Origin of the sequence: Roseateles paludis (assembly GCF_039872745.1) — a bacterium.
Classification (GTDB): Bacteria; Pseudomonadota; Gammaproteobacteria; order Burkholderiales; family Burkholderiaceae_C; genus Pelomonas; species Pelomonas paludis.
Map to the genome: position 1 here is coordinate 266,951 of NZ_JBDPZD010000005.1, position 25,406 is coordinate 292,356.

Sequence of the window (25,406 nt, forward strand, 5' to 3'; positions counted from 1 at the left end):
CTCAGCCAAGCCAGCCCGGCTCAGTGCAAACGGACGCGCACCACCTGCCCTGCCTTGGGCTCGATCGCACACTGCTCGAAGGTCGGCGGCCCGAAGTTGCCCACGGCGTCATTGGTGAAGCCGTAGGGCTCCAGGGGGATGCCCATTTGGCCTTGATCGAGCTTGCCGTTGGCATTGACGTCCTGGTAGATGGACAGCGCCACGGCGCCCTTGGGCAGGTTCTTGAGCACCACGCGCTGGCGTCCGCTGCGGGCGTCGTCCCCAAGGGCCACTTGCTGCCCGGTCACGGGCTTGCGGAGCCAGTCGCCTGCCGCGTTGAAGACGCCGATCATCAAGCTGGACTTGCCGACCGCATTGACATCCAGCCCCTCGACCTCCAGCGTGAGGTCGACGGCCCGGGCGGCGGTGCCGGCGAGCGAGAGGCAGGCCGCAATCAAGGCGGAAAGCAGGGCAGGGCGGAACATGAGCAGGCTCCAGAAGTGGATTGAGGAGCCTGAACTCTGAGCGGCCCACGCCGCGTAGGCGAGTGGCTTGCGATGAGCGGTGGAGCCAGGGCGCGAAGGGCTGCCGGGGCTGCGCCGGCGGGCGCGTCAGCCGCGGCGCAGGGCCACGGCGGCGGCCAGCTCGCGCAGCAGCGGCTCGGTCTGGCTCCAGCCCAGGCAGGCGTCGGTGATGGAGACGCCGGGCTTGAGATCAGCCTTGGTCTGGCCGGGCAGCAGGTCCTGGCGGCCGGGCTCCAGGTGGCTCTCGATCATCACGCCGGTGATGCCGCGATCACGCCCGGCAATTTGCTGGGCCACGTCTCGGCCCACGTCGATCTGGCGCTCGTACTTCTTGCTGCTGTTGGCGTGGGAAAAGTCGATCATCACCTGCGGGCGCAGGCCCGAACTCTTCAGCGACTCGTAGGCGGCCGCCACCGAAGCGGCGTCGTAGTTGGGCGCCTTGCCGCCGCGCAGGATGACGTGGCAGTCGCCATTGCCGCGGGTCTCGAAGATGGCGGCCACACCCATCTTGGTCATGCCCATGAAGGCATGGGCGCTGCCGGCTGCCAGCACCGCGTCGCTGGCCACCTTGATGCCGCCGTCGGTGCCGTTCTTGAAGCCCACCGGGCAGGACAGGCCGGAGGCCAACTGGCGGTGGCTTTGGCTTTCGGTCGTGCGGGCGCCAATGGCGCCCCAGGCGATCAGGTCGGAGATGTACTGCGGCGAGAGCAGGTCCAGGAACTCGGTGCCGGCCGGCACGCCAAGGCCGTTCACGTCCAGCAGCAGCTGGCGGGCCAGGCGCAGGCCTTCGTTCATGTGGAAGCTGCCGTCGAGCCGCGGATCGTTGATATAGCCCTTCCAGCCGACCGTGGTGCGCGGTTTCTCGAAGTAGACGCGCATCACGATGCAGAGCGTGTCGGCCAGCTCGTCGCGCAGCAGCTTGAGTCGCCGCGCGTAGTCCATGGCCTGCTCGTGATCGTGGATGGAGCAGGGGCCCACGACGACGATCAGGCGGTCATCGGCGCCATGCAGGATGGCGCTGATCTCACGGCGCGCGCGCTCGACCAGCTCCAAGGTGGCATCTGGCACCGGCAACTCTTCCAGCAACAAGGCCGGGCTGATGAGGGCGCGCACGGCGCTGATGCGGGTGTCGTCGGTGCGCGTGGTGTCGTGCGTACCGTCGCGCGAGCCGGCCTCGTGGTCGTTGGCGGCGTCTTGGGGGAAGTTCATGGCGGGCTCCGAAGCCCCTCATTATCTTGGGACAATCCCGCCATGCCGCTGATTCCGTACGCCCTGACCCGCCCCTTCCTGTTCGGCATGGATCCCGAACAGGCCCACGAACTGACCCTGGGCTCCATCGCCCGGCTGCAGAACACCCCGGCGGCCTGCCTCTGGGCGGGCGAGCGGGTGAGCGACCCCGTCACCGTGGCGGGGCTGCGCTTCCCCAACCGCATTGGCCTGGCCGCCGGGCTCGACAAGAACGGCCGCTGCATCGACGGCCTGGGGGCCATGGGCTTTGGTTTCATCGAGGTGGGCACCGTCACGCCCAAAGGCCAGCCGGGCAACCCCAAGCCGCGCATGTTCCGCCTGCCTGAGGCCAATGCCTTGATCAACCGTCTGGGCTTCAACAACGAGGGGCTGGCAGCCTTCCTGGCCAATGTGCAACGGGCCTACAGCTTCCGCAAGGCGGGCGGCATCGTCGGTCTCAACATCGGCAAGAACGCTGCGACGCCGATTGAGCAAGCGGCCCAGGATTACCTGACGGCCCTGGCCGGCGTCTACCCGCACGCCGACTACATCACCGTCAATATCTCCAGCCCCAACACCAAGAACCTGCGCGCCCTGCAGGGCGACGCCGAGCTGGCGGCGCTGCTGGGGCAGTTGCAGGAGCGCAAGGCACGGCTGGCGACTGAGCATGGCCGGCAGGTGCCTATGTTCGTCAAGATCGCGCCCGACCTTGACGAGGCCCAGGTCGAGACCATCGCCACCACACTCAAGACGCTGGGCATCGACGGCGTCATCGCCACCAACACCACCCTCTCGCGCGAGGCCGTCAAAGGCCTGGCGCATGCTGAGGAGACTGGCGGCCTCTCGGGCGCGCCCGTCTTCGAGGCCAGCAACCGGGTGATCCAGCAACTGCGGGCGGCGCTGGGCGCAGCCTTCCCCATCATCGGCGTGGGCGGCGTTCTCAGCGGTGCTGATGCGGCAGCCAAGCGCGCAGCCGGGGCGGACCTGGTTCAGGTCTACACCGGGCTGATCTACCGGGGCCCGGCCCTGGTGCCGGAGTGCGCGCGGGCGCTGGCGAAATAGCCGGCCCACCGGGGCCTTTTTCGGCTCATTCTGCGAGGGGAGGGCGTGGTCTAGTGGTGAGGCCATGCCCCTGCTTGCCCGCTGCCTCCTCGTCCTCTTCGCGCTGCTGTCGCTTGCCGTCAGCGACGCAGCTACGCCGCGCCCGGTCAAGCCGCCGCCCAAGCCTGCGCCGGTAGCGACTGAGCCCGCGCCCACCCAAAGTCGCTGCACCGAGGAGGACCCCGGCGCTGCCAAGGGCAGTGCGGACGCGGGCACCACCACCTTCAGTGCGGACCCGCGCCAGGGCCTGCAAACCCTCATCGACCTGACCCTGGCCCGCAGCAAGGCCCTGGGGGCCGCCAAGCTGCTGGCCGATGCTGCGCGCGATGACATCGCCGAAACCCAGGCCATGCGCTGGCCCACGGCCAGCCTCACCATCAGCGAGCAGGGCATCAGCAACACCGTCAACGGCCGCGATGCCGGCAAGGGCGGCCAGTTCAACGCCGGCGTGACGGCCAGCGTGACGGTGTTCGACTTTGGCCGCGTGGCCAAGATGGTCGAATGGCGCAAGGAGATGGCCGAGGTGGCCCTGCTGGGCCAGCGCAGCGCCGAGGAGCAGCTGGCGCTGACCGTGGTCAACCTCTCGCTGGACCGTGCGCGCTTCATCCTGCAGTCCCAGGTCTACGGCCAGTACGTGCGCAAGATGGCCTGCCTCGTCGAGGCGCTGGAGATCATCACCAAGGCCGACAAGGGCCGCTCCAGCGAGCTGCTGCAGGCCAACAAGAGCATGCTGCAGGCCGAGATGTCGGTGTCGCAGACCCAATCGGCCCTGCGCCAGACCGAGATCCGGCTGCGCCGCCTGGTGGGCGACCCGCTGCCACCGCCGGTGGGCATGGCCGCCGCGCTGGCCGTCATGCCGGCGCTCGACGACATGATGGCCGACATCCTGCAAGCCCCCGACATCACCCAGGCCACGGCCAGCGCCCGCGCCCAGCGCAGCCTGACCGAGAGCATCGCCGCCGGTCAGCGGCCAACGGTCAGCATCGTGGGCAATGCGATCAAGCTGGCCGGCGTCAGCCGTGCCAATGACTTTGGCGCCGGCGTGCAGATCAGCATCCCGCTGCTGCAGCCCGGGGCCAACGCCCAGCTCAGCGCGGCGGTCAAGCGCTACCAGTCCACGCTGCTGCAGCGTGATGAAGCCATTGAAGCCAAGCGCTACCGGCTGCTGGAGATGCACGAGATGGGCTCCGAGGTGCTGGACCGCGCCCGCCGCATCGTCGAGATCCTGCGCAACAGCGACCGCGTGCGCGCCGCCACGCTGCAGCAGTGGCAGCAGCTGGGCCGCCGCTCACTCTTTGACGTGATGGCCTCCGAGGGCGACTACTACTCGCTGCGCGTCGCCCACGTCAACGCCATGTACGACGCCCAGCAGGTGATTGCCCTGATCTGGTCCATGGGCCGCGGCGTGCTCACGCCGTTGCGCTGATACTTGAACCTAGAAACCGCAGTTGACCGCTTGCTACTCATCCAAAGTCATGTCCGATCAACACATTGCGGGTGTCGCCATGTTCACCACGTTGATGACCACCGCTGCCCGCCCGCTGGTCTGCCGCTTCGGGCCCCGGGCGGCGTTGTTCCTCCTGGTGGGCAATGAGCCCACTGCGTCGTCACGCCTAGCCCAGAGCCCGCTTCGACAGCCCCTCGGGCGAGCCCAACTGCGGTTTCTAGGTTGAATTTTTAGATCCATCCACTCGCAGCATGTCCATCGACCGTTGCCAGATCACCGAGCTGCCCAAGATCCACGATCCGCGCGGCAACCTGACCTTCATCGAGGGCAATGTCCATGTGCCCTTCGACATCCAGCGCGTCTACTACCTGTATGACGTGCCCGGTGGCTCCGAGCGCGGAGGCCATGCCCACAAGAACCTGCACCAGTACATCATCGCCATGTCGGGCAGCTTCGACGTGGTGCTGGACGACGGCAAGAACAAGAAGCGCGTCCACCTCAACCGCAGCTACCAAGGGCTTTACGTCTGCCCCATGATCTGGCGGGAGCTGGACAACTTTTCATCCGCCTCGGTGTGCATGGTGCTGGCCTCCACGCGCTACGACGAGGGCGACTACTTCCGCGACTACGCCGAGTTCATGCGCGCCAGGTGGTCGGCATCTTGATCCCCTTCCTCGACCTCAAGCGGCTCAACGCCACCTACGACGACGGCATCCGTGCCGGCATCGACCGCGTGCTGGCCTCGGGTTGGTACATCCTCGGCGCCGAGGTGGACGCGTTTGAGCGCGAGTTCGCGGCCTACTGCGGCGTGCGCCACTGCATCGGCGTGGCCGATGGGCTCGATGCCCTGGCTCTGATCCTGCGCGCCATGGGCATCGGCCCCGGCGACGAGGTGCTGGTGCCGTCCAACACCTTCATCGCCACCTGGCTGGCCGTCAGCAGCGTGGGCGCGCAACCGGTGCCCGTCGAGCCCCGGCCCGGCACGCACAACCTGGACCCTGACCGCCTGGAAGCTGCCATCACGCCGCGCACGCGGGCCATCATGCCGGTGCACCTCTATGGCCAGCCCTGCGAGATGGATGCGATCAACGCCGTGGCTGCTCGGCACGGCCTGCGTGTCATTGAAGACGCTGCCCAAGCCCATGGCGCGCGCTATCAAGGCCGCCGCGCTGGTGGCCTGGGCACAGCAGCCGGCTTCAGCTTCTATCCTGGCAAGAACCTCGGCGCCTTGGGCGACGGCGGTGCCGTGACGACCAATGACGACGAGCTGGCAGCCCGCGTACGCCTGCTGCGCAACTACGGCTCAACGGTCAAGTACAAGCACGAGGTCAAGGGAGTGAACTCTCGCCTCGACGAGATGCAGGCCGCCGTGCTGCGCGCCAAGCTGCCCGGGCTCGATGCCGACAACGTCGCGCGCGCTCAGGCGGCCGCTTGGTATGGCGAGGCCTTGGCTGGCCTGGATCTGGTGCTGCCCGAGGTGGCGCCGGGTGCCGAGCCGGTTTGGCATCTCTACGTCGTGCGCAGCAAGCGGCGCGAGGCCCTGCAAGCGGCGCTCAGCGCGGCGGGCATCGGCCATCTGGTGCACTACCCCATCGCCTGCCACCAGCAGGGCGCCTATGCCGACACGCAGTGGCCCGCGCTGCCGATTGCCGAGCAGTTCCAGCACGAGGTGTTGAGCCTGCCCATCGCGCCCTACCTGAGCCGCGAGGACGTGCAGCGTGTGGTGGATGTGATTCGCAGCGCCTGAGGCGCTGCGTTCAGACCTACAAGGACGTTCGGCGAGTCAGTGCGGCGCTGCGACGATCGCGCGAACCTGCGTTTCCAGCTCCTGGGTCGAGCAGTCGGCCGCGTTGGAGCAAGCCTGGCAGGCTGCCGGCACATGGCCCAGCAGCAAGTCGCGCCGGAAGGCCTGCATGCGCGGGCCGTCGATGCCTTCGCCGGCCTCATGCACATTGCCCACGGCCGGCATGTCGGTCACGCAGCAGGGGAAGAGGGCGCCATTGGCGGCCAGCGTGAAGCGGGTCCAGGGCTGGATGCACATCTTGGTGCGCGTGCCCTCGGCGGGCGTGTCGGTCGCGTCGGCGGGTGTTGCCGCTTGCGAGCCGTTTTGCATCTGCAGGATCAGCGCGTTGATGCGCTCCATCAGGTGCGGCTGCACCGACAGGCTGTAGGCCTTGCGCGTCTGCGCAAAGTTGATGGCCTTCTGGATCGACTGCACTGAAGCGGCAAAGCGGGCAGGGTCTTCCAGCCCCACGGGGCGGATGCCGTTGAGCTGCACGGCCTCGAACTCATAGAGGTCGGACAGCGACAGGTGCGAGATCGGCAGCGAGGCCAGCATCACGGCCAGGTCGTAGATGCCCAGGGCCGCTTCGGCGTAGATGGTGGCGTTCACAGTCAGGCGCGGCATGCGCACGCCGTGCGCCTCGCACCAGGCCTTGAGGCGGACGATGTTGTAGACGATCAGTGACAGGTCGGACTTGGCGCGCATGGTGCGCGTCAGGTCGCGGTCGGCCGTGTCGATGGAGATCATGATCCCGTCGAGCTGGGACAGTACCGCGAACTCCGCATCGCCGTACTTCATCGCGAAGTTGCTGTTGATGTGGATGAAGGCGCGCGGGTTGGCAGCGCGGCCCGCCTCGATCAAACGCGGCAGGTCACGGATCCAGTCCTTGTGGAAGGTGGTCTCGCCGGTGCCGGCCAGCAGCAGCTCCGAGAAGCGCTCGCGGGCAATCACGGCCAGGGCCTGGTCGATGGTGGCGCCGCTCATGTCCATGTCGCGGCCGGGGATCTGGTCGTCGCCCGGGTTGGACTTGCTGCAGTACTTGCAGCGCAGGTTGCAGCGCGAGGTGTACTCGACCATCAGGCCTTGCGGCTTGGACAGCAGCAGGGCAGGGTCCACGATGCGCACCTCGCCGCCAAAGGCGCGTTGGGGCTTGAAGTGCACGGGGCTGACAGCGATGCTCATGGGGCGATCCTGGGCAAAGATAGAGATCCAGCCCTCTTGGGGGCCATCGCTGGATTGGACCTCGCCCCCGCCGTCAGCAAGCCCGGATATGCGCGCGCTTGAGCGCACATTTCGTGGCGCCGTGTGACTTTCTGGCGTTAGGCCAGGCTCGCCACCACGTAGATCTCCGCCGCGATGTCCGGGTAGCGTTCGCCCAGGCGCATGAAGCTGTCCAGCATCTCGGGCGTCCAGTCGCGGTCGATCTGGGCGTTGGACACCGGCTTGAGCCAGTAGCCGCCAAACACCTCGATGGCCAGCTTGGACTGGGTAAAGCAAGCGCGGAAGGACTCGGGGTTGAACACGCGCTGGTGGCCGTGGCGGTGGTCCAGCTCGCTCATTGCGTCTTCCTGCGGCAGCAGGCCCATGATGACGGCGGCCTGCCGATGCACCGAGCGTGCATTGGGCACAGCGGCAAAGATCCGGCCACCCGGCGCCAGCCACTGCCGCACCAGTGAGAGGACGCCGACCGGGTCGGTCACGTGCTCCAGCACATGGCCCAGCACGATGGCGTTGAAGGGCTGCGCGGGCTTGAAGTCCTCGAACATCGAGTGGTGCACCTGGGCCTTGGGGAAGGCCTGGCGCAAGCCCTGGCAATAGACCTCGGAGCCCTCCAGCAGGTGCAGTTCGGCGTAGTCCTTGGCGATCAGCGGGGTCATCACGCCCTCGGCCGGGCCCATCTCCAGCAGGCGGCCTGCCGGCAGGTAGCGCCGGGCGATGGACCAGCTGTAGCGGATCATGGCGGCGTTGCAGCCCAGGCCATAGATGGAGTCGCGGGCGATGGCGTCCAGTTGGGCGTTTTGGTTCATGGTTACAGGGCCGCCAGCGCGGCGGGCAGGTCGTTGAAGGAAGGGCGGCCGTGGCGCGCCCAGAAGGCGGGCGAGCGCATGCCGCAGGCCAGCGCCAGGAAGCGCTGCCCGGCAGCATCGGCCGCTTCGGCATCGCTCTCGGTGTCACCGATGAAGGCTTGGGGCTGCAGGCGCCGCAGCGCCTCGGCCTTGCGTGCGGCAGCCTCGGTGGGCGGCACGACGATGAGGTCGTGGATGCGGCGTGTAAGGCCCAGGCGGTCGAGTTGCTGCTGCAGGAAGAAGCGCTCACGCCGGGCGGTCAGCACGACGATGCGGTGCTGAGTCGAGGCCAGCGCCTCGGCCACGCCCGGCAGCAGGCGGTCAAAGCCCAGCCAGGGCCAGTGCTCAATCTCGCGCGCCCAGGCGGCGGCGCGTGGCTCGGGCTGCGGGTGGCCCAGCTGGCGCAGCGCGGCCACGTTGTTGGCGCCTTCGCGCTTGGCGGCCCAGAAGCGCGGCCAACTGCTCGCGGGCATGCCATCACCCACGCACACGGCCCGCATCAGCGCGCAGTGCCGGGGCTCGCAGCTCAGCAGCGTGCCGTCGAGGTCCAGGGCCAGGGTCGTGCTCATTCGGTCGCGGTGAGCAGTTCGATGTACTGCCGCGTCACGCTGCAGCGCTCGTGGTGGCGTTGCAAGCGGCCGTCCAGCGGCTGGCCAAAGACGCTGGCCAGGTGGGCGCCAAAGAAGTCGCCACCATTGGCCGCGCTCATCAAGGTGCCGGCCCCGAGGCGGGGGTTGATGTCGGTCACGGCCAGGCGCGTGGCGCCGTCGGACATGGCCTGGAAGCAGAACGGCGTGCGCAGCGCAAAGCCGCGCACCAGGCGCTCGGCCATGTCCTGCATGGTCGGGTTGGGTGCGATGCGGGCCTTGGTGCAGACGCCGCTCTTGGTCTCGACCCGCTCGCGCACCGAGACAAACACGCCGCCATCAGGCAGCGGAAAACAGTCCGCCGTGAACTCAGAGCCTGGCAGGCTCTCCTGCACAAAGGCGTCGGGCGGTAGCGTGTCGAGCTGCTCCAGCCGGTTGATGGGCCAGGTGGCGCGGCCGCCGAAGCTGCCCGGGCACTTGGCGATGCCGGCCTGGCCAGCCGCGATCTCGGCGCGGCTCAGGGTGCGGGGGCTGTCGATGCCCAAGGCGCCGAGTGCAGCGTGGTAGCGGTCCTTGGCCAGGGCCAGGGCGGTGAAGGCGGCGGGGGGCGACAGAACCTCGCAGTCAATCTCGGCGCGGTGGCGGGCGGCGAAGTCGATCTCGGGGTCGATGATGGGCAGGTAGTGCGTGACGCCATGCTGGGCGATCAGGCTATTCAGCCGCGCGATGTAGGCCGCGTCGGCCGTGAAGCTGGCCCACTGCTCATGGTGCTGGGCAAACTGTGCGGCGCTGCACCAGGCGGCGGGGTTGGTGTCCGCCGTGACGAGGCCGGCCTCGGGGAATTGCTGCGACAGCGTCAGCGCATAGGCCCAGCCCACGCCAGTGCCGGCGGCCGTGATCAGCAGGACCTGTTTTGGGTTGCTCATGCCGGCCATTGTGCGGGGCGTGGAGGCAGGGCCAGGCTCGGATTTGACCCTCATTTCCCACCGTAGAAGCCGGGTCCAGCGCCTAGACTGCACGGCCGACTTCTACGCTGCAACCCCGCCCGGCCATCCATCGCCATGCGCCCTGACTACCTCACGCTCGTCCAGCAACTGGAGGCCCTGCAGTCGGCCGGCGCCTGGCCCAACATGCTGCTGGAGATCAGCAATGTGGTGATCGGGCTGCTCAACGACGCGCGGGCCAAGGGCCTGGTCTTCGGGTCGGCTGAGATGGACCGCTTTTGCCTCTCGGCCGGTGCCTTGTGCGCCACGCAGCGCGGTGTGGCCATGCCCGAGCAGCACGACGACAGCCTCGCCGTGCACCTGGCCACCGAGCTCTATGACGGCCAAGGCGGCCACTCGCTGGCGCTGAAGGACGTGATCCGCGCGCGGCCTGATCTGCGCCATGTCGTCATCGTCACCAACCTGCACCAGCGCCCCTTGCCGCTGGACAAGTTTGCGCAGGACCTGGGCGGCCGGGTGCAAATGGTCGAGGTGCCAGCGCTCAACCTGGCCGACAAGCTGAACTGGCTGCTGGCCCAGCTCGCCGCGCTCAGGCCCGGGCTGCTGACCCTGTTTGCCCACCACTACGACGTGGTGTCCATCGCCGCTGCGCAGCCCGCCATCGCGCGCGAGACGGCCTTCTTTCACCATGCCGACCACGACATGGCGCTGGGCGTCTTCCTGCCCCATGCGCTGCATGTCGATTGCACCAACCTCTCGCACCACAAGTGCCAGCACTACCTCGGCGTGTTCAACCCGGTGTACTGGCCGCTGGTGTCGCCCGACCTCGGCGTGCGGCAGGGCCACCGCTTCATGGACGGGGGCCAGCTGCGCACCTGCTCGCACGGGTCCTCGGGCAAGTTCCTGGCACCGGGGCGCTATGGCTATTTCGACCTGATGCTGCGCCGCCTGAGCGAGCTGCCGGGCGAGCACCTGCACATCGGCATGCTGCCGGAGGCAGAGATCGCGGGCTTCCGCGCGCGGCTGGCTGCTGCTGGGCTGGACCCCGCACGCTTTCGCTACCAGCCGCCGGTCTCGGGGCTGTGGGCCTATCTGCGAGACAGCGCGGTGGACGTCTGCATCTCCTCCTTCCCCATCCAAGGCGCCAAGGGCCTGGTCGAGACCCAGGGCGCAGGCCTGCCGGTGGTGATGAACGAGAGTGGCCTCTCCAAGCACCACTCCACGCGCGAGCTGATCTACGACGAAGCGCCGTGGTGGGAGACGCCCGACCAATTGCTGGCCGTGCTCAAGGCCCTGACGCCCGAAACGCTTGCGGCCCAAGCCCAGGCGGCCCGGCGCTTCTACGAACGCTGGCACCACCCGCGTGAGCTGGCCTACGCCGTCAACAACCCCCGCCGCACCGCGCCCGTGCCACCCGTGCGCCACCCGCCCTGCGACACGCTGGCGCTCTATCTACGCTCATGATCGATCTCGTCTGCGCCACTCGCATGACCCCCGAGGAGTTCTGGTCCAAGGGGGCGCTCGGCCTGTCGCTGCGGCGGCTGCACCATGAGTCCCGCCTGCGGCCGCGCATCTACTTCGAGAACAAGCACGGCCTGCCGTTCCTCTACAACCAGCGCATCGTGGTCGAGGACGCGTCGCCGGTGATGGCCTTCATCCACGACGACGTCTGGCTGGACGACCACTTCTTCTTCGAGCACGTGATGGCAGGCGTCACGGCCTATGACGTGATCGGCGTGGCTGGCAACCGCCGCCGCCTGCCGGGCCAGCCCTCCTGGGCCTTTGCCAACACCAAGTTCGAGTGGGACGACCGCAGCTACCTCTCAGGCGCCGTGGCTCATGGCCCCAGCGCCTTTGGCCCCATCAGCGCCTTTGGCGCCACGCCGGCCGATTGCGAGCTGCTGGACGGCGTGCTGCTGGCAGCCAAGCGCGAGGTGCTGCTGCGCAGCGGCGTGCGCTTTGACGAGCGCTTCGAGTTCCACTTCTACGACATGGACTTCTGCCGCAGCGCCCGCGCCGCTGGCCTGCGCGTGGGCACCTGGCCGATTGCGCTGACGCACCAGAGCGAGGGCGGCTTCAGCTCCAACGGCTGGCTGCAGAGCTACCAGCGCTACATCGGTAAGTGGGGCGACTAGGGCAACGCTGAACAAGTCCCTCGCGCGTGCCGCATCCCTGCTTTGGGCGATCTGCGGCGTTGCAAATGCTCGCTGTAGCCCACGCTACAGCTCCGCTTTGCGCCTAGCAACTCATCCCAAACCAGGGCGCGGCGCATCGCGGGGACTTATTCAGCGTCGCCCCAGCCCAGCTTGCGATCACTCTCGCGGGCCAAGTAAAACCACTCGGTCCCTGGCTGAGACTTCACGTTCGGGAAGACGATGCGCCCACTGCTCGGGGCCAAGACCTTCTCGCCGCTGCCCCGTGTGCCGATCAGCTCGCCCTTGGTGATGGGGTCGAAGCTCTTCCACTCACGCGCAAACTGGTCGTCCATGGACTCGCGATCGATGACGTCGTAGAGGCGCAGCATCTCCAGCGGTGTTGCCGGCTGGAAAGCTTCGACGGCATCCGGCGCCAGCATGCCGAGATGCACCAGGGTGCGCAGGATGGCGAGCCGGGCCACGCTCGGACCTTCGGGGTCCAGGTGCTGGCCGCACTCGAGCGTGATGGCCCAGCCGCCGGTGGAGCGCATGTATTCGGTCGTGCCCACGCCGTAGTGCGGGTCGGTGACGAGCTGGGCCTTGCGTGAGCCACCGCTGGCGCGGGCCTGGCGGCGGCGGATGCCTTCGGCATAGGTCGAGAGCCAGCCTTCGACGATGCGGCCCACACCCAGGCGCGCGACCACGGCGGACTCGACGGCCTCGTGCGCAAAGGGCTCCAGCTCGCCGCTGTTGTTGCGCGGCCCGACCATCGCAAAGGCCTGGCCCTGGCTCTGGAAGCTGTGCAGGTCAAGCAGGCCATCATGCGCGGCCAGCAGGGGGCAGAGCTGGCGGGCGATGCGGTCCTCGTAGTCCTGCGGCACGATGGGTGGGCGCAGGTTGCGGTTGAGGTTGCGGTCGCCCTCGCGGCGGTTCAGCGTGTGGGCCAGCGGGTTGACGATGGGCACCAAGGTGAGCACGCCGCGCAGCAGGGTCAGCTCGCCGCCGTCCAGCTGCTTCATGATTTCGGCCATGGCCACGCTGCCGTGGATCTCGTTGCCATGCACGGCGCCGGTCACGATGAGCTTCGGCCCCGGCTGCAGGGCGGCGTACTGGTGGATGCGCAGGTGTTGAGTCGGGATCATGGCGAGGCAAAGAGTCGGGCTGCGGTAAGGGCCGACGCAGCGGGGTGGATGCGGCAGGGCAGGTCGTCTGCGAGCTGGCCGCCTTCGACGCGCACCAAGCGGTAGAGCGTGGCAAAGGCAAAGTCGGGCGGTGCACTGCCCGGGCCGCCCACAAGCTCGCCACCCCGGCGCACGCTGTCGGCCATGAAGGCGGGCAGGCGCAGGTGATAGGGGTTGCGGGCAATCTCGCCCTGGTGGGCCATCAACGCAGCCATCAGGCGGGCGGTGTCGGCACAGCTGGTTTGCACCAGCGCGTTGGGCGCAGCCTGGGTGGACCAGAACTCGGTGCAGGCCAGGAACGTAGAGAGCCCGGCCTCGGCCAAGGCCGCGATGCCAGCGGCATGGACGCGGCGGTGCGTGGGGTTGTCGTCTTGCGCGTGTGGCAGCAGCACCAGGTCGGGCTGCAGGGCGGCCAGCAGCTCGTGCAGGGGCGCGTCGCCGAGCGATCGGGGCTCAAAGCCGAGCTGATCGCAGGCGGCCTGCATCTCGGCCCAGCGCTCGGCCTGGCGGGCCGGAGCGCTGCCCAGGGTCACGGCCAGTGCCGTCACGCGCCAGCCGGCCTCCTGGTGCAGGCGCAGCGGCAGGGCGCCGTTGATGCATTCGTCGTCGGGGTGTGGCGCCAGGATCAGCGCGTGGCGGGGCTCGGCTTCGGGAACGGGCGGAGGGCCATCGGGCGCGGCCTGCAGCAGTGCGGCGTGGGCGGCAACCCGGCGCAGGCACTCGGCCTGGGCAGCCTCAGGCGGCATGGTGAGCATGGACATGGGCGCCAACATGGGCGTGATGGTACGGGGCAGCTCAGAGGCTGCCGTCGAGCCGCAGGGCGATGAAGTGCGTCTGGCGATGGCCCGAGAAGTCGTTGTCGGTCACCAGCAGCAAGGTGCGCTGGCCGTCCAGCTCGGGGCCCCAGCTCAGGCCCTCGACGTTGTCGAGCGCCAGCGGGCTGCCATCGTCGTTGTGAAGCGTGGTGAGGTCGAGCAGCAGACGCTTGGCCACCGGCTGAGCCTCTCTGCCGCGCAGGCTGGGCCAGCCGGCCACATTGGTGGCGCCGGCGGTGTCGATCAGGAAGAGCCGGATCACATTGCCCGTGGGCTTGCCCGTGGTGGCCGAGACACCGGGCGTGATGCCGCCCTGCGAGTAGGAGCGTTCCAGCGCCAGGAAGCGGCCGCCGTCCAGCGCCAGCAGTTCGACGAGGCCGTTCACGGCAAAGGCGGTGGGCGGGTTGGCCGGCACGGGCAGGGGCTCCACCGGGTAGACGACTTCGGCGCCAGGCTGGCCGGTCTCGGCATCGAAGCTGAGCAGGCGGGCGCGGCTGCCGGTGGTCAGCGTGGGGGGCTCGTCGTCTTGCGTCAGCGCCACTTCGGTGGCCACCCAGAGCGTGCGGCCGTCGGGCGTCAGGGTCAGTGACTCAAAGCCCAGGTTGTCACGCACACCCCGGTCGCCGGGCTCGGTGCCGGCCACGCTGCCGGCCGGGATGTAGGCCTCGGGCGGCAGCCACTCCATGCGCTCCAGCCCATCCAAGCCGATGACGCGCACGCTGGGCGCCACGAACTTGACCGTCTTGCGCATGCCTTCGCCCGACCAGTAGGCCCGCTGGCGTGCCACGTCGATGCGCAGGCCCTCGGGGTCCACCAGGTACTGCGCGTAGTGCTCGCCGCCCGGGCCGCGCAGCGGCGTGACGGCCAGGAACTCGACCCCCTCGTGCCCCGGCGTGGGCGAGCGCTTGAACTTGCTCAGGTCCAGGCGCAGCTCGTAAAAGCGCGGCCGGCCCACGCGATGGTCGTCACTGATGCACAAGAAGCGGTCGGTGCCGGGAATGCGGTCGATGCTGGACAGGCCACCGACCTCGGTGCCTTGGTGGCGCTCCGTCGTGGGCACGACCTGCTGGCCCAGATAGCCGAGGGTCTGCGCCGTGGCGCCAAGGCTCAGAAAGAGGAGGGTGCTGAGGAGGGCGTGCTTCATGGGCGGATTTCTCAGGCTGACCGGCAGGATAGCGGGGTGCTGTGACGGTGGCGGTGGCTCTATCAGGCTTCGTCGCTGGCCGCATCGCCTAGGTGAGGCCGAGCGCCTCCACCATGCGCCTCGCGGCGCCGCGATGGGCCGCCGCAAAGCCCAGCGCGCGCGCGCTCATCGACGCGGCCGCGTCGCCATCCACACACAGCGCCACACCGCGTGCCACGGCTTCGCCCAGCGCCGCGCAGCGCTCGGCAGCGCCGGCCGCCAGGGCCAGTTCGGTGGCCTCGGCGAAGTTGAAGGTGTGCGGCCCGGCCAGCACCGGGCAGCCACAGGCGGCAGCTTCGATCAGGTTCTGGCCCCCCAGGGGCTCGAAGCTGCCACCCAGCAGGGCCACGCGCGCAAGGCCGTAATAGAGCGGCATCTCGCGCATCGAGTCGCCCAGCCACACGTCGGCATCAAGGGGCGGGGTGTCGCCCCAGCTGCTGCGGCGTGACAGGCTGAGGCCGGCGGCGGTGACGAGGCCGGCCACTTCGTCAAAGCGCTGCGGGTGGCGAGGCACGATGAGCAACTGCGGGCGCGGGGCGGCCAGGCGAGCCCAGGCGGCCAGCAGCGCGGCTTCTTCGCCCTCGCGGCTCACGGCCAGCATCAGCACCGGGCGGGGCAGGGCAGCGGCCCAGGCCTGGCCACGCGCCAGCTGGGCGCTGTCCACGGCGATGTCGTACTTGAGGTTGCCGGTGACGCACACCTCGGGCACGCCCATGGCCCGCAGCCGCGCGGCGTCGGCCTCGGTCTGGGCCATGGCGAGCTTCAGGCGCTGCGCGGCCGGGCGCAACAGGGCGGCAAAGCGTTGGCCCTGGCGCAGGCTTTTCTCGGACAGGCGGGCGTTGACCAGCAGCATGGGCAGCCCGGCGGCTTCGGCCTCGGCCAGCAGCACGGGCCAGACCTCGGTCTCCATCAGCAGCCCGAGCTTGGGCCGCCAGTGCTTCAGGAAGCGCCGCACGCTGCCCGGCGTGTCATAAGGCAGCCAGGCCTGGGCGTCGCCCTCGCGCAGCAGGGCCGTGCCGGCCTCGCGGCCCGTGGCGGTGGAGTGGGTGATGAGCAGCTTCACGCCCGGGGAGCGCTCGCGCAGCGCGTCGATCAAGGCGCTGGCGGCCCGCGTCTCGCCCAGAGAAACGGCATGGATCCAGACGCGCCCGGCGACCGTGTCCCGGTCGTAAAAGCCCAGGCGTTGGCCGACTGCGAGCCGGTAGAGCGGCTCTTGCCGCCCACGCCACCATAGGCGCAGCAGGTAGGCGGGGGTCAGCAGCCGCAGCAGGGTGCTGTAGGCGCCACGGGCTAGCGTTTCAGAGATCAACGTCGATCCGACTTGCCGTCACTCAACACGTAGCAGAGCGGGCCCAGCAGCGGCACGCTCAAAAAAACGAGCAACCAGACCTTGGTGTGACCATTTCGAACGACACGGCGCGTGCACATGATGGCGGGCAGCAAATACAGCCCCAGAAATATCAGGGGCAAAAGGCCCATCACCGTGTGCACGAGGCCATTCACACTCAGTGCCCGGCCGCAAACGTGGCGTTCGGCTTCACCCGCTTGAGCTGGGCCAGCACGTCGTGCTGGATGCGCTCCAGCGCGGCCTGGGTTTGGCCTTCAAAGCGCAGCACCAGCACGGGCGTGGTGTTGGACGGGCGGATGAGGCCAAAGCCGTCGGCGTACTCGACGCGCAGGCCGTCGATGGTGATCAGCTCTTGGGCGCCGGGGAAGTCGGCCAAGGTGGCCAGGGCCTTGAGCTTGGTGACGACCTCGTGGTGCTCGCCCTCGGCGCAGGGCACGTTCAGTTCGGGGGTGTTGAAGCTGTTGGGCAGGGCCTTGAGCACCTTGTTGCCATCGGCGGCGCGGGACAGGATTTCCAGCACACGGCCGGCGGTGTACATGCCGTCGTCAAAGCCATACCAGCGCTCGCCGAAGAAGATGTGGCCGGAGAGCTCGCCGGCAAACGGCGAGCCGGTTTCCTTGAGCTTGGCCTTGACGAGGGAGTGGCCGGTCATCCACATCAGCGGCTTGCCGCCGTGCTTGCGGATCCAGGGGGCGACCTGCTGGCTGCACTTGACGTCGAAGATGATCTGCGCGCCCTTGTTGCGGCTCAGCACGTCGGCGGCCAGCAGCATCAGCTGGCGGTCGGGCATGATCATTTCGCCGTCGCGGGTGACGATGCCGAGGCGGTCGCCGTCACCGTCAAACGCGAGGCCCAGCTCGGCGCCGGTGGCGTGGACGATCTTCTTCAGGTCTTCGAGGTTCTCGGGGCGGCTGGGGTCCGGGTGGTGGTTGGGGAAGTCGCCGTCCACGGTGGAGTAGATGTCGATGACCTCGCAGCCCAGGGCTTTCAGGATGGCCGGGGCGCTGGCACCGGGGATGCCGTTGCCGCTGTCCACCACGATCTTCATCGGGCGCGAGAGCTTGCAGTCCGAGACGATGCGGTGCGTGTACTCGGCCAGGATGTCCATCTTGCCGACGCGGCCCTTGCCGGTGGCGTAGCTTTCTTCCTCGATGCGGCGGCGCAGCGCCTGGATCTGGTCGCCAAACACGGCGGCGCCCTTGAGCACCATCTTGAAGCCGTTGTAGTCCTTGGGGTTGTGGCTGCCGGTGACCTGGATGCCCGAGTGACAGCCGTGCTTGCCGCGCGTGGCGGCCACGTAATAGAGCATCGGGGTGGTCACGGCGCCGAGGTCCACCACGTCTAGGCCGGTGGAGGCGATGCCGCGGATCAAGGCGGCCACGAGGCCGGGGCCGGAGACGCGCCCATCGCGGCCCACGGCCACGGCCTTTTCGCCCAAGGCCTTGGCCTCGGTGCCGAAGGCGCGCCCCAGGTGCTCGGCGAAGGCTTCGTCCACGGTTTTGCCCACGATGCCGCGGATGTCGTAAGCCTTGAAGATGGACGCGATGACCTGCATGAAGACCTCGAAGGAATGGGGTGGAAATGGAGGAGGGAAGGGGTTCGGGCCATTGTAGGCAGCGCCTGGGAGCCATCGCTGCGGCCTGCCCCCTGGTGATTCGTCGCCTGCGCTGTCGATTCGTCGGGCTTGCCAGGCGGCGGGCTGGGGGCTTCCTACACTGCGCGGCATGTCTCGTTTCGCCGTCTTCCGCCAGGCCTTGCGCAACCAGGGCCGGCTCACCAAGCACCGCACCGACCCGGCCTGGGCGCGGGTGGCCGTCTACCTGCTGTGGCTGACCGGCTTCACCCTGGTGTTCGCGGTGTCGGAAGGCCTCAAGCACAAGCGCCTGGGCCAAGAGCTCTGGTGGACGCTGGACCTGCCCAGCCATCTGGTGCTGGCGGCCTGCATCACCAGCACCTTCTTTGCCGCCTTCCGCAGCTTTGAGCTGGGCGTGCCCGCCCGCTGGATCGACACCATCATGGCCTGGCGCGACTGGCGCACCGGCCTCTTCTTCTCATCGTTCTCGGTTGCCTGCAGTGCCGTGGGCATGCTGATCGGCCTGCGCGCTGTCGACCTGATCTGGAACCAGCAAAACCTGCCCACGGTCACCAGCAATGGCACCTTCTGGGGCAGTTTCCTGGGGGTGGCCATCATCATCACGGCCCTGGCCGGCTTGCTCTACCGTGCCCGCTGGCGCCGCGAGGCCCTGCAGGCGCGGGCCACCGAGGCCCAGCTCAAGCTCTTGCAGGCGCAGATCGAGCCGCACTTCCTCTTCAACACCCTGGCCAATGTGCAAAGCCTGATCGACCACGACCCGGCCACGGCCAAGCTGATGCTGGAGCGCTTCACCGACTACCTGCGCGCCAGCCTCCAGCAGCTCCGGCATGAAGCCTCCACGCTGGCGCAGGAGCTGACCATGGCCGAGGCCTACCTCAGCCTGATGCAGATCCGCATGCAGGACCGCCTGCGTTTTCGCATCGAATGCGAGCCTGACCTGGCCAGCCAGCCGCTGCCGCCGCTCTTGATCCAGCCCCTGATCGAGAACGCCATCCACCACGGCCTGGAGCCGCAGATCAAGGGCGGCGAGCTGGTCGTCAAGGCCTGGCGAGCGGGTGGCGAGCTGGTGATCGACGTGCTCGACGATGGCCGAGGCCTGGACGCCGCCACCCGCAGCCGCCGCCGCGGCAATGGCGTGGCCTTGGCCAACATCCGCGAACGCCTGCAGAACCGCTGGGGCCCCCAGGCCAGCCTGGTCTTGAGCCAACGCTTCCCTGACCACACGCCCGCCGGCACTTGCGCACGGCTGCGCGTGCCGCTCTCACCCATACCCAAGGCCCCGGAGGCTTGTCTGTGACCACCGCACTCATTGCTGACGACGAACCCCATCTGGCCCAGTACCTGCGCAACCAGTTGGCCCAGGTCTGGCCCGAGCTGAAGATCGTGGGCCAGGCGCAGAACGGCGAGGAAGCGGCCAGCTTGATCGCCGAGCTGGAGCCCGACCTGGCCTTTCTCGACATCCAGATGCCCGGCCTCACGGGGCTGGAGGTGGCCCAGGGCATCGAGGGCACGACGCGCGTGGTCTTCGTGACCGCCTATGACGAGTACGCGATCCAGGCCTTCGAGACTGGTGCCGTGGACTACCTGCTCAAGCCCCTCAAGGCCGAACGCCTGGCCCAGACCGTGGCCCGCCTGCGCCAGGCAGCGCCGGCCTCGAACGACGCTGCGCTGGCCGAGACCCTCAAGCGCCTGCTGCCGGGCGGCTCAAGCACTGCGGCGCGGCTGCGCTTCATCCGCGCCGCACACGGCGAGCTGATGCACCAGGTGCCCGTGGACGAGGTGCTGTTCTTCCATGCCGACGACAAATACACCGTGGTCCAGACCGCCAGCCAGGAGCTGCTGATCCGCACCCCGATCACCGAGCTGGCGCAGCAGCTGGACCCCGAACTGTTCTGGCAGATCCACCGTTCCACCATCATCAACCTCGACCACCTGGCCGGCACGCGCCGCGACGAGGCCAGCCGCCTCTTCGTGCGAGTGCGCGGCCATGCGCGCGAGCTGCCCGTGAGCCGGGCCTACGTGCATCTGTTCAAGGCGATGTAGACCATCGGCCGGCCCGTGGCATAAGCCGGGCTTGGATGTCCGAAAACGGCCAGCCCCGGCGGCGGAGCCTGCCTAAGATGGCCGCCATGCCTGCCTTCGCCCCCGATGCCGCCTACGCCGCCGTGCTGGCCCGCGATGCCCGTTTTGACGGGCGTCTCTTCGTGGGTGTGACCTCGACGGGCATCTACTGCCGGCCCATCTGCCGGGTGCGCACGCCGAGGCGCGAGAACTGCCGCTTCTTCGAGAGCGCCGCGCAGGCCGAGGCCGAGGCCTTCAGGCCCTGCATGAAGTGCCGCCCCGAGCTGGCGCCGCCTGACCCCAGCCTGGCCTGGACCACCATGGACGCCTCACGCACCCTGGCCCGCCAGGCCGCCGCCTGGCTGGAGGCCTGTGACGACGCGGAGGCCAGCATCGAGCAACTGGCCGAACACCTCGGCATCACCAGCCGGCACCTGCGCCGCATCTTCCTTGCCGAGCACGGCGTGACGCCGCTGCAATACCTGCAGACGCGGCGCCTGCTACTGGCCAAGGCCCTGCTGACCGACACCGCGCTGCCCGTGCAGGACGTGGCCGCCGCCGCCGGGTTTGCCAGCCTACGGCGCTTCAATGCCGCCTTTGTGCAGCACTACCGCCTGCAACCCAGCCGCCTCAGGGCGCAGCGCGGCGCGCCGGCGCCGGGCTCGGAGCCAACCCTGCGTCTGGCCTACCGGCCGCCGTTGGCGGTGGACGCCTTGCTCAAATTCCTGGCTGCGCGGGCGGTTCCGGAGGTGGAGCAGGTCGATGTGGCGGGGCGGCGCATCGAGCGCAGCCTGGCGCTTGACGTGCAGGGCGTGCGCCATGCCGGCGGCCTTGCCGTGCGCTTTGACGAGGCGGCTGGTGAGGTGCTGCTGAGCTTGGACGCCAGCCTCTGGCCCGCCGTGGGCCGCGTGGTGGCCTTGGTGCGCCGCTGGCTGGACCTGGATGCCGACCCCGGCCCCATCGCTGCGCACCTGCAGCCCTTGCTGCCCAGCAGCCTGCCGGGCCTGCGCCTGCCCGGCTGTCTGGACCGCTTTGAGCTGGCCGTGCGCGCTGTGCTGGGCCAGCAGATCACGGTGGCCGCAGCCCGCACCCTGGCCGGGCGCTTGGTGGGCCGGCTGGGCGAGGCCTTGCCCCATGGGCGGCGGCTCTTCCCGCAGCCCATGGCGGTCGCGGCTGCGACGCGCGACGAGATTGCGGCGCTCGGCATCACCGGCCGCCGCGCCGAGACCCTGCGCGCGCTGGCCGAGTCCTGGCCGCGCCTGCGCTATGCCCAGCAGACGCTGGCCCGCGAAGGCAGCGTGGCCGAGGCCTTGGCCGAGCTGTGCGAACTGCCCGGCATCGGCCCCTGGACGGCGCACTACATACTGATGCGAGGCTGGAGCTGGCCCGATGCCTTCCCGCCCGCCGACGTGGTGCTGCGCAAGCAACTCGCCATCACCGAGCGCGGCGCGGCCGCCACCCGCGCTGAGGCGGCGGCCGCCGCACGCTTCAGCCCTTTTGGCAGCTATGCCGTGCTCGAACTCTGGAGAACCGCCCCATGACCCGACTTACGCATCTGGTGGCCCAACGCCGCACCCGCACGCCGCTTGGCCCTGTGTTGATGGCGCGCAGCAGCCTGGGCCTGGCCGGGCTGTGGTTTGACGGCCAAGCGCATCACCCCGGCGCATTGGCTGTGCCCGAGAGGACCGAAACAGACGCTGTCTTCGATGTGGCCGAGCAGGCCCTGGCGGACTACTTTGCGGGTCGCCATCCGACGCTGCCCCAGTTGGATCCGCAAGGCACCCCTTTCCAGGCCACCGTGTGGGCCGCGCTGCGTGCCATCGCCCCCGGGCAGCTGCGCCGCTATGGCGAGCTGGCCGGCGCCCTTGGCAAGCCCTCGGCGGCGCGGGCCGTGGGTGCAGCGGTGGGGCGCAACCCGATCTCGATCTTCATCCCCTGCCATCGCGTGCTGGGGGCCGATGGCAGCTTGACCGGCTACGCTGGCGGTCTGGATCGCAAACGCGCCTTGCTGGCGCTGGAAGGTATGAACACCGCATGAAGCCGTCGGACTTGCTGGAGTTGGTGCTGCTCGCGGCCATCTGGGGCGCGTCGTTTTTGTTCATGCGCGTGGCGGTACCGGAGTTCGGGCCCTTTGCCCTGGTGGCCATGCGCCTGGGCCTGGCCAGCGTGGGGTTGATGGGGTTGCTGGCCTGGCGGCGGCAGTGGGCGGGGTTGGCCCCGCATTGGCGGGCGCTGGTCTTTGTGGGCGCCGTCAACAGCGCGGTGCCCTTTGTGCTGTTCTCGTTTGCGGCCTTGTCGATCTCGGCGGGCATGTCCAGCCTGCTCAATGCCACGGCCCCGCTCTGGACGGCGGTGGTGGCCTTTGTCTGGCTGCGCCAAGGCTTGAGCGCCTGGCGTGTGCTGGGCCTCGCGCTGGGCTTTGTGGGGGTGGGCTTCCTGGCTTGGGAGCAGGTGAGCTTCAAGCCCGGGGGAGACCACGCCGGCCTCTGGGCCGTGGGCGCCTGCCTGGTGGCTACGCTGTGCTACGGCGTCTCGGCCAATGCCACGCGCCGCTACCTGGCCAACGTGCCGGCGTTGACCGTGACGGCCGGCAGCCAGACCGCTGCGAGCCTGATGCTGCTGCCGCTGGCGGTGTGGCACTGGCCGCAGACCCTGCCTGGGCCGGCGGCCTGGGGCAGTGCGCTGTGCCTGGCCTTGCTGTGCACCGCCATCGCGCTGGTCATGTACTTCAGGCTGCTGCAGCGCGTGGGGCCCACGCAGGCGGTGTCGGTCACCTTCCTGATCCCCGTGTTCGGGATGCTTTGGGGCGGGCTCTTCCTGCACGAGCAGGTCAGCGCCCGGATGCTGGGGGGCGGCGCGGTGGTGATGCTGGGCCTGGCGCTGGCCGTGGGGTTGATTGGCCCGAAGCCACGTTGAAGTCACGCTGAAGCCGGCGCAATTCCCGCCGGTTTCCAAGGGCGCCGTGCGCGTGTTAGCTTTCGGTCTGCGCGGCTTGGTAGCGCTACCTGCAAGCGCTATCAGAATTCTTCCCACGGAGACAGCATGACGGCTTCAGCCCCTGACACCCACCCTTGCGCCCAGGCCCCCAAGGCCGGCGGGCACCGCATTCGAACCTGGCTGCTGGCTATGGCGGCCGGCCTGGCCTTTGGGGCTGGCGCCCAGCCTTCGGGCGGGCCTTATGGCCCGGTCGCTCAGAGCTACGCGCTGCCCAAGGCTGCGCATGTGTTCGTCGTGGCGCCGGATGGCAAGGCCGATGCGGCCGGCACTGTGGCCGAGCCGACCACGCTGGAAGCGGCCGTGACGCGGGTGGTGACGGGCGACGCCATCGTGCTGCGCGGCGGCACCTACCGCACGGGCAGCCTGAAGTTCAACCAAGGCATCACCCTGCAGCCCTATCTGGGCGAGCAGCCGGTGCTCAAGGGCACGCAGCTCGCCACCACCTGGGAGGCGCTGCCGCAGAACGTCTGGCGTACCAAGTGGAGCCAGCTCTTCCCGGCCCAGCCGCTGGGCTGGTGGCAGCGCCGCAGCGAGGGCAAGCTGACGCCGCTGCACCGCTTCAACAACGACATGGTGTTTGTGGACGGCGAGCTGCTCGAGTCCGCCGGCTGGGAGGGCGAACTCGGCCCCAAGACCTATTACATCGACTACGCCAACGGCTATGTCTACCTGGGCTTCGACCCCAAGGGCAAGCAGGTCGAGATCACCGCGCATGACGTGGCCTTGCACCGCACCACGCGCGAGATCCACGGCAAGGCGCCCGACAAGAAGGGCCCGCAGATCCGGGGGCTGAGCTTCACCCAGTACGCCTACCGCGCCATCGACATCGAAGGCCAGCGCCCCGCCGCCGGCCCCAACGAGGAACCCACCGACGACCCCATCGGCATCTCGCCCGAGTCGGCCCATGGCAAGGAGGTGGTGGGCACGCTGCTGGAGAACGTCAGCATCAGCTTCTGCTCGCGCGTGGCGGGCTACTTCCGGGGCGACAAGCTGGTGATCCGCAACTCGCTGATCAGCGACACCGGCACCGAAGGCATCTACGTGATCGGCTCTGCCGACGTGCTGCTGGAGCGCAACCTGATCCGCCGCAACAACATCGAGCGGCTGACGGGCATCTTCCCGTCGGCGGTGAAGATCTTCAACCAGTCCTACCGCGTCACCGTGCGCGACAACCTGATCGTCGAGCAATCGCACTCCAACGCGGTCTGGTACGACGTGGGCAATGTCGAGGGCGTGTTCGTCAACAACTACATCGAGGGCGCCCAGGCCGGCCTGTTCTTCGAGATCTCCAAGGGCGTGGTGGTGGCGGGCAATGTCTTCGTCAACAACGAGGCCGGCATCCGCATCCTCAACAGCAGCGGGGCGCGGGTCTATCACAACACCTTCGTCAACTCACCGGCCCTATTTGCCCGTGACCAGCGCAGCAATGTCGGCGACCACTTTGGCTGGCACCCCACGACCGGCCCTGGCGTGGATGAGCGCGTCGGCCATGTCTTCGAAGGCAACCTCATGGTGGCCAACGATGCGCCAAGCAGCGGGCGCTGGGGCCCCGCCCGCATCGCGCTGCTGCGCTTTGAGCAGCCGCCCATGCTGTGCGGCAAGGTGACGGCGCCGATGTCCAGCAAGGTGGACGGCAATGTCTATGTGCGCATGGGCGCAGCCGAGGCCGCGAACCGGCCACTGGTGTCCTGGGCCACGGTGGCCGATGCCAACTGCATGAGCTTCTTCGACGGCCTGGACGACTTCCGCAAGGCGGTGCCGGGCCTTGAGGCTAAGAGCCGCGCGTTCACCAAGCATGCGGGTGTCGTCTTCCGCAGCCCGGAGATGCGCCGCTTTGAGCTGGTGGGCCTGCCCGCCACCGTGCCCGCGCAGCCTGTGCCTGCCGAGGCCCGCAAGGTGCTGGGCTGGGCGGATGTGCCGCATGTGCCGGGGGCCTTGCCGGCCGCGCGCTAAGCGCTACTTGCTCTCGGGCGCGCCGCTCAGCGTGATGACGCGGCGCTTGCCCTCGCTGTCGGCCAGGGAGTCAGCCACCGCGCGGTTGTGCTGTTCCCAGTCCTCGGCGCTGCGGATGATGCTGGGCTTGATCAGCACCACGATCTCGCGCTTGCGGCCCGAGGTGGCGCGGTTGCCCAGCAGGCTGGACAGCAGCGGGATGCTGCTGGTGCCCGGCACGCCCGAGCCGCGCTGGCTGGACTCGGTCTGCATCAGGCCACCGATGGCGACGATCTGGCCGTCGGGGATGCGCACCACCGTGTCGGTCTCGTTGACGCTGCTGGAGGCCAGCGGCAGCCGGTAGTTGCCGATGGTGCCCAGGTCCACCTGCTTGACCTTCTCGGTCACGCTGGTGACCGAGGGGTGGATGTGCAGGGTGATGGTGTCGGCCGCGTCGATCTGCGGCGTCACGTCCAGCGCAATGCCGCTAAAGAAGGGCGTC

Annotated in this window: 25 protein-coding genes; 12 read left to right on the forward strand and 13 right to left on the reverse strand. The window is 68.8% G+C overall.

Annotated elements, in window-relative coordinates; translation table 11 throughout:
- Positions 1-20: 20 nt before the first annotated feature.
- Both ABDJ85_RS16765 and ABDJ85_RS16770 read right to left on the reverse strand, forming a co-directional pair.
- Positions 21-464 (reverse strand): DUF2141 domain-containing protein, encoded by a 444-nt coding sequence (locus ABDJ85_RS16765; protein WP_347705937.1) that lies wholly within the window; start codon positions 462-464, stop codon positions 21-23.
- 126 nt (positions 465-590) lie between these two features.
- Positions 591-1,712 carry a 3-deoxy-7-phosphoheptulonate synthase gene (locus ABDJ85_RS16770; RefSeq protein ID WP_347705938.1) on the reverse strand — a complete coding sequence of 374 codons (1,122 nt, stop codon included), beginning with the start codon at positions 1,710-1,712 and terminating at the stop codon, positions 591-593.
- Positions 1,713-1,754: 42 nt separating this feature from the next.
- Between ABDJ85_RS16770 and ABDJ85_RS16775 the strand changes: the two genes are divergently transcribed.
- The 4 genes from ABDJ85_RS16775 to ABDJ85_RS16790 all read left to right on the forward strand — a co-directional run bounded on the left by ABDJ85_RS16775 (position 1,755) and on the right by ABDJ85_RS16790 (position 6,025).
- Complete coding sequence (locus tag ABDJ85_RS16775) at positions 1,755-2,792, forward strand: quinone-dependent dihydroorotate dehydrogenase (RefSeq protein WP_347705939.1); 1,038 nt, start codon at positions 1,755-1,757, stop codon at positions 2,790-2,792.
- Positions 2,793-2,856: 64 nt separating this feature from the next.
- Positions 2,857-4,257, forward strand: coding sequence for a TolC family protein (locus ABDJ85_RS16780; RefSeq protein ID WP_347705940.1), 1,401 nt, complete (start codon positions 2,857-2,859; stop codon positions 4,255-4,257).
- 272 nt (positions 4,258-4,529) lie between these two features.
- Complete coding sequence (locus ABDJ85_RS16785) at positions 4,530-4,943, forward strand: sugar 3,4-ketoisomerase (protein ID WP_347705941.1); 414 nt, start codon at positions 4,530-4,532, stop codon at positions 4,941-4,943.
- Positions 4,937-6,025, forward strand: a complete 1,089-nt coding sequence (locus ABDJ85_RS16790; RefSeq protein WP_347705966.1) for a DegT/DnrJ/EryC1/StrS family aminotransferase — start codon at positions 4,937-4,939, stop codon at positions 6,023-6,025. Before ABDJ85_RS16785 ends, ABDJ85_RS16790 begins: the two co-directional genes overlap by 7 nt.
- 36 nt (positions 6,026-6,061) lie before the next feature.
- Here ABDJ85_RS16790 and ABDJ85_RS16795 read toward each other — a convergent pair whose 3' ends face one another.
- The 4 genes from ABDJ85_RS16795 to ABDJ85_RS16810 all read right to left on the reverse strand — a co-directional run bounded on the left by ABDJ85_RS16795 (position 6,062) and on the right by ABDJ85_RS16810 (position 9,640).
- Positions 6,062-7,243 (reverse strand): radical SAM protein, encoded by a 1,182-nt coding sequence (locus ABDJ85_RS16795; protein WP_347705942.1) that lies wholly within the window; start codon positions 7,241-7,243, stop codon positions 6,062-6,064.
- Positions 7,244-7,380: 137 nt separating this feature from the next.
- Positions 7,381-8,088 carry a class I SAM-dependent methyltransferase gene (locus ABDJ85_RS16800; protein WP_347705943.1) on the reverse strand — a complete coding sequence of 236 codons (708 nt, stop codon included), beginning with the start codon at positions 8,086-8,088 and terminating at the stop codon, positions 7,381-7,383.
- A 2-nt stretch (positions 8,089-8,090) separates the two neighbouring features.
- Entirely contained in the window at positions 8,091-8,696 is a 606-nt protein-coding gene (locus tag ABDJ85_RS16805; RefSeq protein WP_347705944.1) for an HAD family hydrolase, read from the reverse strand.
- Complete coding sequence (locus tag ABDJ85_RS16810) at positions 8,693-9,640, reverse strand: ATP-grasp domain-containing protein (RefSeq protein ID WP_347705945.1); 948 nt, start codon at positions 9,638-9,640, stop codon at positions 8,693-8,695. Before ABDJ85_RS16810 ends, ABDJ85_RS16805 begins: the two co-directional genes overlap by 4 nt.
- Positions 9,641-9,775: 135 nt before the next feature.
- On the opposite strand from ABDJ85_RS16810, the gene ABDJ85_RS16815 reads away from it, so the two are divergent.
- Together ABDJ85_RS16815 and ABDJ85_RS16820 are read left to right on the forward strand one after the other, a co-directional pair.
- Positions 9,776-11,122: a hypothetical protein gene (locus ABDJ85_RS16815; protein WP_347705946.1), complete on the forward strand. Its 1,347-nt coding sequence runs from the start codon at positions 9,776-9,778 to the stop codon at positions 11,120-11,122.
- Entirely contained in the window at positions 11,119-11,793 is a 675-nt protein-coding gene (locus ABDJ85_RS16820) for a glycosyltransferase (protein ID WP_347705947.1), read from the forward strand. Before ABDJ85_RS16815 ends, ABDJ85_RS16820 begins: the two co-directional genes overlap by 4 nt.
- Positions 11,794-11,939: 146 nt before the next feature.
- Here the strand turns inward: ABDJ85_RS16820 and ABDJ85_RS16825 are convergent, their stop codons facing one another.
- The 6 genes from ABDJ85_RS16825 to ABDJ85_RS16850 form a co-directional block, all read right to left on the reverse strand.
- Complete coding sequence (locus ABDJ85_RS16825; protein ID WP_347705948.1) at positions 11,940-12,935, reverse strand: succinylglutamate desuccinylase/aspartoacylase family protein; 996 nt, start codon at positions 12,933-12,935, stop codon at positions 11,940-11,942.
- On the reverse strand, positions 12,932-13,735 hold the full coding sequence (locus ABDJ85_RS16830; RefSeq protein ID WP_347705949.1) for a PIG-L deacetylase family protein: 804 nt from the start codon (positions 13,733-13,735) through the stop codon (positions 12,932-12,934). Before ABDJ85_RS16830 ends, ABDJ85_RS16825 begins: the two co-directional genes overlap by 4 nt.
- A 34-nt stretch (positions 13,736-13,769) precedes the next feature.
- Positions 13,770-14,933: an esterase-like activity of phytase family protein gene (locus ABDJ85_RS16835; RefSeq protein WP_347705950.1), complete on the reverse strand. Its 1,164-nt coding sequence runs from the start codon at positions 14,931-14,933 to the stop codon at positions 13,770-13,772.
- Positions 14,934-15,021: 88 nt separating this feature from the next.
- A complete protein-coding gene (locus ABDJ85_RS16840) occupies positions 15,022-16,281 on the reverse strand; it encodes a 3-deoxy-D-manno-octulosonic acid transferase (RefSeq protein ID WP_430765562.1) in 1,260 nt (419 codons plus the stop codon).
- Positions 16,278-16,463 carry a hypothetical protein gene (locus ABDJ85_RS16845; protein WP_347705951.1) on the reverse strand — a complete coding sequence of 62 codons (186 nt, stop codon included), beginning with the start codon at positions 16,461-16,463 and terminating at the stop codon, positions 16,278-16,280. The genes ABDJ85_RS16840 and ABDJ85_RS16845 overlap by 4 nt, the downstream gene beginning before the upstream one ends.
- 14 nt (positions 16,464-16,477) lie before the next feature.
- Entirely contained in the window at positions 16,478-17,875 is a 1,398-nt protein-coding gene (locus tag ABDJ85_RS16850) for a phosphomannomutase/phosphoglucomutase (protein WP_347705952.1), read from the reverse strand.
- A gap of 169 nt (positions 17,876-18,044) precedes the next feature.
- Between ABDJ85_RS16850 and ABDJ85_RS16855 the strand changes: the two genes are divergently transcribed.
- The 6 genes from ABDJ85_RS16855 (at position 18,045) to ABDJ85_RS16880 (ending at position 24,925) form a co-directional block, all read left to right on the forward strand.
- Positions 18,045-19,211 (forward strand): sensor histidine kinase, encoded by a 1,167-nt coding sequence (locus ABDJ85_RS16855; RefSeq protein WP_347705953.1) that lies wholly within the window; start codon positions 18,045-18,047, stop codon positions 19,209-19,211.
- A complete protein-coding gene (locus ABDJ85_RS16860; RefSeq protein ID WP_347705954.1) occupies positions 19,208-19,957 on the forward strand; it encodes a LytR/AlgR family response regulator transcription factor in 750 nt (249 codons plus the stop codon). Before ABDJ85_RS16855 ends, ABDJ85_RS16860 begins: the two co-directional genes overlap by 4 nt.
- An 86-nt stretch (positions 19,958-20,043) precedes the next feature.
- Positions 20,044-21,516, forward strand: a complete 1,473-nt coding sequence (locus ABDJ85_RS16865) for a DNA-3-methyladenine glycosylase 2 family protein (RefSeq protein ID WP_347705955.1) — start codon at positions 20,044-20,046, stop codon at positions 21,514-21,516.
- Complete coding sequence (locus ABDJ85_RS16870) at positions 21,513-22,013, forward strand: methylated-DNA--[protein]-cysteine S-methyltransferase (protein WP_347705956.1); 501 nt, start codon at positions 21,513-21,515, stop codon at positions 22,011-22,013. The genes ABDJ85_RS16865 and ABDJ85_RS16870 overlap by 4 nt, the downstream gene beginning before the upstream one ends.
- Positions 22,010-22,891: a DMT family transporter gene (locus tag ABDJ85_RS16875; protein ID WP_347705957.1), complete on the forward strand. Its 882-nt coding sequence runs from the start codon at positions 22,010-22,012 to the stop codon at positions 22,889-22,891. Before ABDJ85_RS16870 ends, ABDJ85_RS16875 begins: the two co-directional genes overlap by 4 nt.
- A gap of 126 nt (positions 22,892-23,017) precedes the next feature.
- Positions 23,018-24,925 (forward strand): right-handed parallel beta-helix repeat-containing protein, encoded by a 1,908-nt coding sequence (locus tag ABDJ85_RS16880; RefSeq protein WP_347705958.1) that lies wholly within the window; start codon positions 23,018-23,020, stop codon positions 24,923-24,925.
- A 3-nt stretch (positions 24,926-24,928) separates the two neighbouring features.
- Here the strand turns inward: ABDJ85_RS16880 and ABDJ85_RS16885 are convergent.
- On the reverse strand, positions 24,929-25,406 hold a 478-nt coding region (locus ABDJ85_RS16885; protein ID WP_430765563.1), incomplete at its 5' end, for a type II secretion system protein GspD.

Coding starts and splice junctions, on each gene's coding strand:
- ABDJ85_RS16810 (WP_347705945.1), bottom strand. CDS start 9,640: ATGAGCAACCCAAAACAGGTCCTGCTGATCACGGCCGCCGGCACTGGC.
- ABDJ85_RS16815 (WP_347705946.1), top strand. CDS start 9,776: ATGCGCCCTGACTACCTCACGCTCGTCCAGCAACTGGAGGCCCTGCAG.
- ABDJ85_RS16830 (WP_347705949.1), bottom strand. CDS start 13,735: ATGTCCATGCTCACCATGCCGCCTGAGGCTGCCCAGGCCGAGTGCCTG.
- ABDJ85_RS16850 (WP_347705952.1), bottom strand. CDS start 17,875: ATGCAGGTCATCGCGTCCATCTTCAAGGCTTACGACATCCGCGGCATC.
- ABDJ85_RS16785 (WP_347705941.1), top strand. CDS start 4,530: ATGTCCATCGACCGTTGCCAGATCACCGAGCTGCCCAAGATCCACGAT.
- ABDJ85_RS16825 (WP_347705948.1), bottom strand. CDS start 12,935: ATGATCCCGACTCAACACCTGCGCATCCACCAGTACGCCGCCCTGCAG.
- ABDJ85_RS16855 (WP_347705953.1), top strand. CDS start 18,045: ATGTCTCGTTTCGCCGTCTTCCGCCAGGCCTTGCGCAACCAGGGCCGG.
- ABDJ85_RS16795 (WP_347705942.1), bottom strand. CDS start 7,243: ATGAGCATCGCTGTCAGCCCCGTGCACTTCAAGCCCCAACGCGCCTTT.
- ABDJ85_RS16835 (WP_347705950.1), bottom strand. CDS start 14,933: ATGAAGCACGCCCTCCTCAGCACCCTCCTCTTTCTGAGCCTTGGCGCC.
- ABDJ85_RS16780 (WP_347705940.1), top strand. CDS start 2,857: ATGCCCCTGCTTGCCCGCTGCCTCCTCGTCCTCTTCGCGCTGCTGTCG.
- ABDJ85_RS16805 (WP_347705944.1), bottom strand. CDS start 8,696: ATGAGCACGACCCTGGCCCTGGACCTCGACGGCACGCTGCTGAGCTGC.
- ABDJ85_RS16875 (WP_347705957.1), top strand. CDS start 22,010: ATGAAGCCGTCGGACTTGCTGGAGTTGGTGCTGCTCGCGGCCATCTGG.
- ABDJ85_RS16770 (WP_347705938.1), bottom strand. CDS start 1,712: ATGAACTTCCCCCAAGACGCCGCCAACGACCACGAGGCCGGCTCGCGC.
- ABDJ85_RS16800 (WP_347705943.1), bottom strand. CDS start 8,088: ATGAACCAAAACGCCCAACTGGACGCCATCGCCCGCGACTCCATCTAT.
- ABDJ85_RS16820 (WP_347705947.1), top strand. CDS start 11,119: ATGATCGATCTCGTCTGCGCCACTCGCATGACCCCCGAGGAGTTCTGG.
- ABDJ85_RS16865 (WP_347705955.1), top strand. CDS start 20,044: ATGCCTGCCTTCGCCCCCGATGCCGCCTACGCCGCCGTGCTGGCCCGC.
- ABDJ85_RS16775 (WP_347705939.1), top strand. CDS start 1,755: ATGCCGCTGATTCCGTACGCCCTGACCCGCCCCTTCCTGTTCGGCATG.
- ABDJ85_RS16870 (WP_347705956.1), top strand. CDS start 21,513: ATGACCCGACTTACGCATCTGGTGGCCCAACGCCGCACCCGCACGCCG.
- ABDJ85_RS16765 (WP_347705937.1), bottom strand. CDS start 464: ATGTTCCGCCCTGCCCTGCTTTCCGCCTTGATTGCGGCCTGCCTCTCG.
- ABDJ85_RS16880 (WP_347705958.1), top strand. CDS start 23,018: ATGACGGCTTCAGCCCCTGACACCCACCCTTGCGCCCAGGCCCCCAAG.